General features: G+C 57.4%; 10 protein-coding genes. 3 read left to right on the top strand and 7 right to left on the bottom strand.

Features of this window, described 5'->3' with window-relative positions; genetic code table 11:
* Positions 1 to 311, top strand: a 311-nt coding sequence (locus tag H5U08_RS04865; protein ID WP_297030842.1) for a hypothetical protein, incomplete at its 5' end; no start/stop codon positions are given.
* Between the two features lie 117 nt (positions 312 to 428).
* On the opposite strand, the gene H5U08_RS04860 is transcribed toward H5U08_RS04865, so the two are convergent.
* Positions 429 to 1,157, bottom strand: coding sequence for a CPBP family glutamic-type intramembrane protease (locus H5U08_RS04860; protein ID WP_297030840.1), 729 nt, complete (start codon positions 1,155 to 1,157; stop codon positions 429 to 431).
* 314 nt (positions 1,158 to 1,471) lie between these two features.
* Between H5U08_RS04860 and H5U08_RS04855 the strand changes: the two genes are divergently transcribed.
* Complete coding sequence (locus H5U08_RS04855; RefSeq protein ID WP_297030837.1) at positions 1,472 to 2,320, top strand: SGNH/GDSL hydrolase family protein; 849 nt, start codon at positions 1,472 to 1,474, stop codon at positions 2,318 to 2,320.
* A 191-nt stretch (positions 2,321 to 2,511) separates the two neighbouring features.
* On the opposite strand, the gene H5U08_RS04850 is transcribed toward H5U08_RS04855, so the two are convergent.
* Complete coding sequence (locus H5U08_RS04850; protein WP_297030834.1) at positions 2,512 to 2,835, bottom strand: calmodulin-binding protein; 324 nt, start codon at positions 2,833 to 2,835, stop codon at positions 2,512 to 2,514.
* Positions 2,836 to 3,211: 376 nt separating this feature from the next.
* On the opposite strand from H5U08_RS04850, the gene H5U08_RS04845 reads away from it, so the two are divergent.
* Positions 3,212 to 4,018, top strand: coding sequence for a hypothetical protein (locus H5U08_RS04845; protein WP_297030832.1), 807 nt, complete (start codon positions 3,212 to 3,214; stop codon positions 4,016 to 4,018).
* Positions 4,019 to 4,109: 91 nt separating this feature from the next.
* On the opposite strand, the gene H5U08_RS04840 is transcribed toward H5U08_RS04845, so the two are convergent.
* The 5 genes from H5U08_RS04840 to H5U08_RS04820 form a co-directional block, all read right to left on the bottom strand.
* Positions 4,110 to 6,065 (bottom strand): chloride channel protein, encoded by a 1,956-nt coding sequence (locus H5U08_RS04840; protein ID WP_297030829.1) that lies wholly within the window; start codon positions 6,063 to 6,065, stop codon positions 4,110 to 4,112.
* 115 nt (positions 6,066 to 6,180) lie between these two features.
* A complete protein-coding gene (locus H5U08_RS04835) occupies positions 6,181 to 6,768 on the bottom strand; it encodes a signal peptidase II (RefSeq protein ID WP_297030824.1) in 588 nt (195 codons plus the stop codon).
* Positions 6,769 to 6,842: 74 nt separating this feature from the next.
* Positions 6,843 to 8,369 carry a family 16 glycoside hydrolase gene (locus H5U08_RS04830; protein WP_297030821.1) on the bottom strand — a complete coding sequence of 509 codons (1,527 nt, stop codon included), beginning with the start codon at positions 8,367 to 8,369 and terminating at the stop codon, positions 6,843 to 6,845.
* Positions 8,370 to 8,579: 210 nt separating this feature from the next.
* Entirely contained in the window at positions 8,580 to 9,095 is a 516-nt protein-coding gene (locus tag H5U08_RS04825; RefSeq protein ID WP_297030818.1) for a hypothetical protein, read from the bottom strand.
* Between the two features lie 16 nt (positions 9,096 to 9,111).
* Positions 9,112 to 9,399, bottom strand: a 288-nt coding sequence (locus H5U08_RS04820) for a hypothetical protein (RefSeq protein WP_297030815.1), incomplete at its 5' end; no start/stop codon positions are given.

Genomic DNA, 9,399 nt, shown 5'->3' with positions numbered 1-9,399 from the left:
ACGACTACGAGTATCTCGTGTTCGAGGACATGAAACCAGCGGGCTTCGAACCGGTGGAACTCCGCTCGGGCTACACGCGCGATGCGCCAGGGGCTTATGTGGAATTCCGAGACAACCGCGTGGTTTTCTTCTGCCGAGCATTACAGCGCGGCCGATACAGCCTCAGCTACCGTATGCGGGCTGAGATCCCGGGCAAGTTTTCTGCCCTTCCCACCCGCGGCTACGCGATGTATGCCCCCGAACTTCGGGCTAATTCGGACGAAATCAAGCTTCGCGTCATCGACGTGCCCATCGTCCCGAAAGAAAAGTAATGACCCCGGAGCCATGGTCCGGTGGAGCGTGCGTCCTCGGGTGGTGGAAGGCCGCTCTGGTCGCGGCTGCCCGGGGATTATCTCCTTGTGCTCATAGATAAACGCCCGCCAGGGATTTCACACCAGGCCCACCAGCAGGTCATACGCTGCGTGGGCCCCTGCAACAATGCCAAACCCCCGGTAGACAAAAAGGAGGGCAAAAAAGATCCCCGCCACAAAACGGAAAAGAAACGTGAAAAACTCGAACGGCTCGCCGAATGCCCCCACGTGGTGGGCAGCGGCGAAGAGCAGACTGCTCACCACCACGCCGGAAAACATCGCGGCCGTGGGTGTGGGATGAAAGATCCGCGCTACCCCCACCACGAGGTTCAAAAGAATGAGGCGAAAGACCAATTCCTCATAAACCCCGGCGCCGACAAAGGCGACCGCCCGCTCCGCCAGAGAACGGGACCAGATGTTGATCCCGGCAGCCATCAGCCCATGCTGCGCGAGATGCTGGAACACAATCGCCTGGAGTCCCAGCAGGACTCTTAAGCAACCAGCAAGAAATAGGGACTCCACAAGCATACCCCACAACGTGACCGACCGCACATACCACGGCCGCCGGGAAAGATAATGGGCTGCCAGCAAAATTCCAACCGTCAGGGTAGGCAGGAAAAAATATTGCCCCAGGCCGATTGTGAAAAGGATTTGCCGGAGCCAGACCTCGGCGCCATTGCGGATGGCCTCCGGACCGAGGAGGAGCACCCCCAATTCGTAAAACACAAGTAACGGCGCGACGAACATAAGGCTGGCCAGGGGTACCCGTGATTCTTCCCAGTAATTGTGCATCTCATGAGCACGCATTGCTACGCAAAACCAGCAAACCTCAGTCGCTTTCAGGGTCTTCTGACAGTGGTGCACCCAATCAAGAAGCGGAACATCGCCCCGGCGAGCGCCGCGCTTTCCCCTTCACAATGATTTCGACGCCGAAGGCGTGTCCTCTCAAAATGAGAAGGCCATCGGAGTTTTCCGCGATTTCTTCCGCAGAACTCTTCCAACCGGCGTCATCCTCAGAAAAGCTGGTGCCGTCCGACCGGCTTGCAATCGATTGGCAAGATCCGACAATAGGGTCCGGTGATCCTCTCAAGAGTGTCTTCCAGGCGGGAGCCATGCAAGCCATGTGGTGCGCTCTTTTACTTACATTCGGCGTGGCCGGCTTTATAGAGATTTCCAAAGCTCCGCAACCGATGCCACTTCCTGGCTGGGTGGAGTCCATGCGAGAGGTCCATGCCCGATTCACCGGCCAGCCCGGAACGCTCGCCCTTTTTGGAGACTCGATCACCGTCAGTCTGGCTTTTTGGGCACCGTTGGCCTACGAATGCCGCAACGTCCCCCCGGAGATGGCCCACGCCCTGGCTGTCGTCAAAGAGCACATGCGCCCGGAATGCTGGCGTCAGTGGCGCGGTCCGGAATTCGGGAATGAAGGCCGCACCACAGTCCGGTGGGCCAAACAACATATCCACGAGTGGCTCAAGAAACTTAATCCAGAGACGGCTATCATCATGTGGGGCACGAACGACCTGAACGATCTCTCTGAAGACGAATACAGAAATAGCCTGAAGGAGGTTGTTCAACAATGCCTCCAGAACGGCACGGTAGTTATTTTGACGACAATTCCCCCGCGCCATGGGCGAGAGGAAAAGGCTGCTCGATTTGCCCAAATTATTCGTGAAATCGCCGATGAATTGGGGGTTCCGCTCATCGACTATCACGCGGAAATTCTGAAACGGCGGGCGAACGACTGGGACGGCGCCAGCGAGGCATTCCGCGGGTATGAGACTTATGAGGTGCCGACCCTCATCTCCGGCGATGGGGTCCATCCGAGCAACCCGCAGAGATTCCTGGGCGACTTTTCCCCAGAGGCCCTGCGGTGCTCCGGTTATGGGCTGAGAAATTACTTGACTGTGTTGGCTTACGCCGAGGTGATCGAGAAAGTTCTCCGCCCGTCCAAAGCCCCCGCGCCGTGAAGCCTACTCATGCTAAACGCGGCTTTGCGCGAAGCCCCTCATCGCCTCGATATCTGGATGCCATTACCCAGAGTGGGTCGCGCTACCCTATTCAGGTTGGACAGATTCTGTCCAACCTGGCCAGCATAAGAAAACGGCCCCGCAATTCCACGGGGCCGGCAAGTGCAACTTTCCCGTCAAGACGGCAGAACTCAGAAAACATCCATGATAAAGTGATGACCCTGGTGGTAGCGACGAGGTTCCGGATAGAAATTCTGCCACTTTCGGTTATACACCGGGATCCTCATTTCCGGTGGATAGCGATAGTACAGATCCTCCGAGCTCTTATAATAGTCCGGGCCGTAGAAATTCTGCGGATAATACACGTACGGATAATGGTAAAACCGCTGCCAGTCCTGGGTGCTGTAAGTTCGCGCCCATTGCCGTCCGAATGCCTGCTGGGCCGCGGCCTCTCGAACGCCGACAAACCCCAGCAAAATGCCTAAAACGCCGACCAACACAATACGGCGGAACATGTTTTTCCCCCTGTGTTATCCCTGAAAACCGTAAGAAACAACGGATCTCTGTCACTCACTGGCAGCCCAGGACTCTCCGGCCCTTTCCTTCCACCAGCCCCATAAACACGTCCCACCGGAGCTGGCAGCCTGTTCTCTTTCTATTCCATCGGCCGAAAGGGGCCTTCCTATTCACCGAATATTCATCATAGCCCGTAAGATGCGCAATTTGTGATGGACCGTGACACTCAGCTCGCACGAAAATTCTCCTTTGCCCAGCATCGGCGAGTTCGGGGCGCGATGTCTGGCACGCCAGTTGCGTAAGCTCTTTTCAGAGATTCACCACCGACAAAAATCGGTCGTCAGTGTGTTGATATCGCATCACGGGTGGTAGCCGATGCATCATCAAGACATCATTGACCTGGTCATCTTCCTGGTCGATTATGGTTCCCAGTTATGGGAAAGGCGGAACTTTGAGGTCCCGAAAACGGCGGTTGAAAGTTACTGGCTCGCTGCCCGAGTGCAAATCGACAACTGGACACGCCAGTTGAAGGCCCTCGAGACCGTCTCGCGGGACGATGGGGAGTACCCGTTCCGGTACCAGCGGGGCGGCCTGGCCGAGGAAATCATCACCCAGGAGTTGTTGACCCGGATCTGGATGGCCGTCCTCCATCTGTACGAGCAGAAGACGGGCGACGATTACCCGGCTTCGCTTGTGCACAACATTTATCTTTCCCATCTGGAACTGCGGGGCCGTATCCTGGGAGCCCTCAACCGCGCCGATTACCTTCCACAAGCCGACGCCCAGAGACTTCTCCAACTGTGTGAGCGCACGGACCGATGGAACGACCTTTTGTTGGGAATACTCGCGTCATTTGGAAACGTCCAGTCGCTGGCTGTGGACGCCTACCGGCTGGAAGAGTTCGCTGAGGATTACCGCCACATCAAAACCGAAGCACGACGACGGCAAACGTGGAAATTGATGAAAGCGTCTCTCAGAGCAGCGTACAACAAGCGGATCTTCCCGTATCAGCCCCACTCCGATTGGACACTTGCCCTTTTCGGTCACATCTTGGGATTCTTTCCCGCCGAGATCGCAGAAAAAAGTGCCCAAACACATCTATTACAGGCGGCTCGGCTCATCGCTCGCTGCCGCAAAACGGAAGAACTCTTGCTTGCCGTGGTCCCCGAAGAGTGTGGTTAATCGGGGGCACCGGGTGATCGGACCTCCACCAGACCTGCCGTAATTCGCCCACTTTGACCTGGTCGGGCGTCCGATCTATCCACCCGACGCCTCATGCAGAGGTACCGGAACGGGGGATCAAACCCGCTTGCAGGCCCGCCACGCGGCGATCGTAAGCCCTCAGGATCACTTCCCGGCGGATCAACCCAATCACCTGGCCGTGATCGTTCGGCGCCACAATCGGGACCTCTTCCAAATGGGATTCCGCGAGTACCTGGAGCACCGTGTGCAGGTCGTCCCGCGGGGTCACCGGCCTGACTGGGACAGCGAGGTCAATGGCCCGCACGAGATCCCCGGCCCCGTCCCCTGCCAGGACCGTCCTCAAGTCGTGGAGCGAGATGACGCCCACTAGACGTCCCTCACGATCAACCACCGGAAACGCGTGTTGCTGCGTTTCCGCCACAATGTGGAGAATCTCCGGCAGCGGCATGTCCTCACTGATAACGACCGGCTTTCGATCTAGGGGACACACCTCCTCCACTCGCATTTCTTTCAGAACGTCAATCACAAAGTCGCCGAGGTGTGCCGGGCTGTCCACAAAGGAGGGCAGTTGTTCGCGACAAAGAGAGATTTTTCCGGGAAGGACCGTCATTTCCACCGCCCCGACGAGCATCATGGGCACGAGCAGGTCGTGTGAACCCGTCAACTCGGAAACCATGATCAGCGCCGCCAGGGGAACTTTGAATGTGGCCGCGAGAACGCCTCCCATCCCCACCAGAACGCATGCCGGTACCGGCGGGGCAAGATATGGAAAGAGGGCCCGGCATCCCCAACCGAAAGCCGCGCCGGTCATCGCCCCCACAAACAGTGAGGGTGCAAACAACCCACCACTTCCCCCGGATGCCACAGTAAGGGAGGTAGCAAGGATTTTCATGAGCACGAGGATAAAGGCCAGCCGAAATGGTAAATCCGGGCTGGCCAGGATGGCTTTCTGCATCCAACCGTATCCACCAGCCATCACGTGCGGAAAGCCCGCAAGCACGAGGAGCCCCACTCCCAGTCCGCCAATGGCTGGTCGGGCCCATACGGGAATTGGCAATTTGCGGAATATGCGGTCCTGCATGGCGTAAAAGCCTTCACTAAAAACAAAAGACACGCCCACGCAGAGAAGCGCCAGGGCGAAATAAAACGGCAATTCGTGGGCGCCGTGGAACACACAGGGATTGAGTCCGGTGACAGGATCCGGTGTTCGCGGCAAATAGAACATGACGGATTGTCCAAAAACACCGGCAAATACCGTGTAGGCGACGACCGAAGCCACGAAGGCGGGTCCCAGTGCCGAAAATTCGATCGCCGTTCCCGAGTACAAAACTTCAACGGCGAACATCGCCCCACCAAGAGGGGCCCGGAAGACCGCCCCCAGTCCTCCGGCTGCTCCCGCCAGCATAAGAATGCGGCGATCCCAATCGCCCAGTTTGAAAAGCTGCGCCACGACTGAACCCACCCCAGCACCAATTTGTGTGATAGGGCCCTCGCGCCCCGCCGATCCGCCGGTACCAATCACGAGCAAACTGGTAACGGCCTTGGCAAGCGGCACCTTGGGCGGAATCTTCCCCGCTAGTCGATGAAACGCCTTGATCATCGCGTCCGTGCCGTGGCCTTCCGCTTCAGGCTCAAAAAAGTGAATAATCAGACCGCACAACAACCCCCCCAGAGCGGGAACGACAAGCACCAGCCAGCCCCCACTTGGATAAACGAATGGGGCAGCGGGGTCAACCGTGGGCTGGGGGGGCATCTGGTAGCCCAGAAGATCGCCGAGCACAAAATCTTGCAAACCTTCCAGAGCCCACGTGAATACAACCGCCGCCAAGCCGGTGCAGACACCCACGAGCACGGCGAAACCCAGAGGACGTCCCCACCGGTACCATTCAACCTTTGTGCGGAAAGGAATACCCAGACGTTCCCGAAAAATTGCTTTACCCAACTTGTTCACGGTAGTTGGCCTGTTTTTTTCAATTTTCGCACCGACAACCTCTTGAGTATAACCCGCATGGAAGGTCTTCTGCACCCCGGGGAAACGCTCCTTTCCAACGTGCGCACCGCGAGAAAGACGACCCTTTGACGCACAAACACCAGGGGGAAAGCGGGCAACCAGCGACGTTGCCCCTACACCTGTGCCAGCATTAGGCGGGCGGTGCGTGACGAACTGCCCCTTCTGCCGTGGCGTCCCCAGAAAAAAATAGCGTATGAACCACAAGTGCGACCACGCCACAGACCAACAGACTGTCTGCCACGTTAAAATTCGGCCACGGCCAGGAGCCGATCATCACCAGGATCCAATCTCGGACAGCATAGACCGGCTCGCCCGGTGGGTGGAGAGGGTTCCCTTCGTGCCACCTCAACCCGTGAAGCCCCAAGCGGTCATAGAGATTGCCGAAGATCCCCGCAGTCACCGCCGCCAGACTGATCAACAGCCACCAACTCCTGGCGGCTCCGCCAACGAACAGCCAGACCAGAATTCCCACCGCGAAAATCACCGATAGTCCGGCAAACCATGGTGCGAAACCCTGTCCCATGCCAAAAAGGGCCCCTTCGTTGAGGCTCGTCTGAAAGCCGAACACACCGGGGATGATCCACCACACCGGCTTCTCGCCTGGCATGCCCAGTCGCCGAAAAATCCACTCTTTCGTAACAAGGTCGACACCGAGCCCCACCCCCACAAGCGACAAAAACACGACACCCCGCAAAACAAGCTGTCTTTTTGTGAGCATCCTATCCACGCTGCGGCCGCTCCGTAAACAACGTCACCCTGCGTACCGTCATGCCATTTGTTCGACTAACATCACTACTTGGGGGTATTAGAGCCTGTTCTCGGCCGGATAAGCAGAAAATCCCGTCCTTGAAGCCCACATTTGTCGATCATCTCAAAGCATCTGGCAAGCGAGATCGGTCGGTCATCAAAGTTGTTGGTTCCCAGAGTGAACTTGGCCCCCATCTCCTTGGCAAGCCGGATAAACTTCTCGGGCGGATAACCACTCGCGTTTATTTCAAAGGCCACGCCACGCTTGACGGCCGTTTCAATAATCAGTCTCATCCGGTCCTCTGTCCACAGTTCGTCGTAAAGATGGGCAATTGGTTTGGGAAGCCAGGTGGGATTGGCCAGGATCGTGATCGGTTCTGAAAGCACGCGCAGATTGTGCCGAATGTATCGCTCCATCCACGCCTTGGGATCGTCGATCGTGTACTGGTCGGTCAACCAGAGTTTTACCGGCGGGCTGTTGTCATCAGGCATGGGCATGATCATCGTGTCGGCCAGAACGTAGTCCAATCTGTCCAGAAGTTTCGGGGCGATCGTCTCTGCCCAATCCCGATCGTTGACCTGGATCCCCACAAAGACCGGCTTACCCGCCGTCCCATCCAGGAAAGCGGCGAGTTTCTCGTTCGTGTCCAGCGGCCAGCCACGACCGTGATTCTCCAGCACACCGGCGTTAATCCCTGTGACGGCCTGGCGGGCGATGGCCTTGTCAACGGTCATCCCCCCGCGGAGGTGAATGTGAAAGTCCGTGACAGGAATCGCCAGCATCGAAAGCCGATCAATCAGTCCCTCAGTCACGCCGTACGGGGTCACATCGGGGCGAGGCTCGGCGAATGGGTCGGCATCATCGGGCAAAAGACGGATGCGGATATTGCGGAAATGAATCCGGCTCCCTGGATCGTGGGCCTGAAGCGCGATTGTTCCCCGGGAAAGCCGCCGCTCCATACGATTCTTCGCACGCGGTGGAGAAGCGGGTTCCACATAATCGACCATAGGAAACTCATTCACCCACACCCGGATCCGCTTGCCCACCACCAGAATCCGCATGCGAAACCACTCATCGTCGGGCAAAAATGCTTTAAAGATGTCCTGGATGGCAAACAGACCCCCGGTCCGACGGAACTCTGGGTTTTGCCCCACCATGGGATACGAATTGTTGATCTGCACTTCGTAGCCGGCAGTCGGGGAACCGGTTTCCTGATAACGCGTATGGATGAACACGCCGGAGTTCGCGCCGGGCTTGGTGAGCACTTCCAGCGTGAGTTCAAAATTCCGGAACATGTGGTTACCCACCGGCCCCTCATAGAAGAGATGACTGCGGGGCCCATCCGCGACGAGACAACCCCCCTCCACCTTCCAGCTCGACTTGTTTTCCGATGCCCGCCAGCCATTCAGAGAATGGCCGTCGAACAGACTGGCCCATTCCTCGGGGGCTGCCGACACGCCGCTGCATCCCATGATTCCGACAGCGGCAAACTGTGCCGTGGCTTTCAGAAAATCCCGTCGCGACAATCGGCGGTTCTCAGTTCCGATGCTGTGATTTCTCTGCGACTCCATGAAAGATCACTCCCGTTTTTTTTGCAACTCGTGAATGCGTGCGGTGAATGCTTTCTGGGATTTTTTCGAGGGGCTTTCGCCTCAAAGGGCCAGCATAGCAATCCTTTTCAAAAAGGAAAGATCGAGATGCTTGGCCGGTGAAATATTCCCCGGCTTGAGGCCGACCGGGAGGCGCCACCTCGTTTTTGCCTTGGCCTCCCTATGAGCCCGTCAGGGTCGTGCACTGCCGAGAATTCCCTCGTGCGTTCGGCGATTGATGATTTCCTGGATCAATCGCTGCTTGAGGGTGGCAATCGTGTCTTTGGTGGTGGTGTAACCTCCCACGTGCTCTACGGCGGCACGCCACTCTGCCTTACCGAGCTTTGTTTTCTGAACGCAAGCCCGCAACTCCGCTTCCGGCAATTGCCGCAGTTGTTCCACAAATCCTGCGATCTTGGATTCATCCACCAGCTTCGTCTGGCTCCGGCCACGCCCCCGCGTGCTACCGGCCTCAAAGGTTCTCAAAAAGTCCCCGATGCGTTTGAGCCCTTCAAGAATTCCCTCAGAGGCAATTCGTTCCCGGGTGGGAATTCGCGCGATCGCGTCCCTCAGCTCACTCAACACGTTAATCGCCCTTTGGAGGTCGGTCAAAAACGTGTGCTTTCGCTCCTCCTCGGGCAACAGCCCCATGACGGACTGCAGGTTCTGAAGAGCCGCGTCAATGGAAGCACCTGACTTCTTGCCCATACCGAATCCTTCGCCTTTACTGACAGCGTTTCAAAAATTCCTCGGTGATCCGCTCATATTCGCCTAAACGTGCCGCTTCCTGAGCCGACGGAGTCTTTACCCGCCAGATGGGGCACTGGGCCTCAGCGGCTTCACTGTAGCCGGTTCGTTCGGTGGTGCCCCAATCAAATACAAACGGTCCAAAAATTTTATGTTCCCGGAGTCTTTCGATCGTCCGCTCGTGCTGTTTGGTGTTTCGCTTTTTGACCCAAATGATACCGCCCAGCGCCGCCATGGGTACACTGTCGTACCCCGCGAGCGCGCC

The sequence above is a fragment of the Thermogutta sp. genome (assembly GCF_014359955.1).
In the GTDB taxonomy this organism is placed as follows: Bacteria; Planctomycetota; Planctomycetia; order Pirellulales; family Thermoguttaceae; genus Thermogutta.
This window is presented reverse-complemented; position numbering and strand designations above follow the sequence as displayed.

Coding starts and splice junctions, on each gene's coding strand:
- H5U08_RS04860 (WP_297030840.1), bottom strand. CDS start 1,157: ATGCGTGCTCATGAGATGCACAATTACTGGGAAGAATCACGGGTACCC.
- H5U08_RS04850 (WP_297030834.1), bottom strand. CDS start 2,835: ATGTTCCGCCGTATTGTGTTGGTCGGCGTTTTAGGCATTTTGCTGGGG.
- H5U08_RS04845 (WP_297030832.1), top strand. CDS start 3,212: ATGCATCATCAAGACATCATTGACCTGGTCATCTTCCTGGTCGATTAT.
- H5U08_RS04855 (WP_297030837.1), top strand. CDS start 1,472: ATGTGGTGCGCTCTTTTACTTACATTCGGCGTGGCCGGCTTTATAGAG.
- H5U08_RS04825 (WP_297030818.1), bottom strand. CDS start 9,095: ATGGGCAAGAAGTCAGGTGCTTCCATTGACGCGGCTCTTCAGAACCTG.
- H5U08_RS04830 (WP_297030821.1), bottom strand. CDS start 8,369: ATGGAGTCGCAGAGAAATCACAGCATCGGAACTGAGAACCGCCGATTG.
- H5U08_RS04835 (WP_297030824.1), bottom strand. CDS start 6,768: ATGCTCACAAAAAGACAGCTTGTTTTGCGGGGTGTCGTGTTTTTGTCG.